Origin of the sequence: Pseudomonas sp. R-28-1W-6, from assembly GCF_009799925.1 — a bacterium.
GTDB lineage: Bacteria > Pseudomonadota > Gammaproteobacteria > Pseudomonadales > Pseudomonadaceae > Aquipseudomonas.
Genome location: NZ_WELK01000035.1, coordinates 1 through 256, shown reverse-complemented (window position 1 = coordinate 256; position 256 = coordinate 1). Strand labels below are relative to the sequence as shown.

General features: G+C 69.1%; 1 protein-coding gene. It reads left to right on the top strand.

Annotated elements, in window-relative coordinates:
* The coding region (locus tag F3I62_RS20115; protein ID WP_160491406.1) for a hypothetical protein at positions 1–256 on the top strand (256 nt) is incomplete at both ends.

The following is a 256-nucleotide window of genomic DNA, read 5'->3' as shown; positions in this document are numbered from 1 at the left end:
CGGGTCAGAACAGCCTGTTCGAAGACTTCGCGGTGCTGCTCACCGACCAGGACGGGCAGTCCGACAGCGACATGCTGTCGGTGAACATCGTCGACGACGTGCCCGATGCGCTGAACGACACGGACTCGATCGCGGCCGGTGGTTTCGGTCCGGCGACCGGCAACGTGATCACCGATGCGGCGGCGGGCGATGCGGGCGACAGCGACACGGGCGCGGACACCCGGGGCGCGGACGGTGCGCAGGTGTCCTCGGTGAC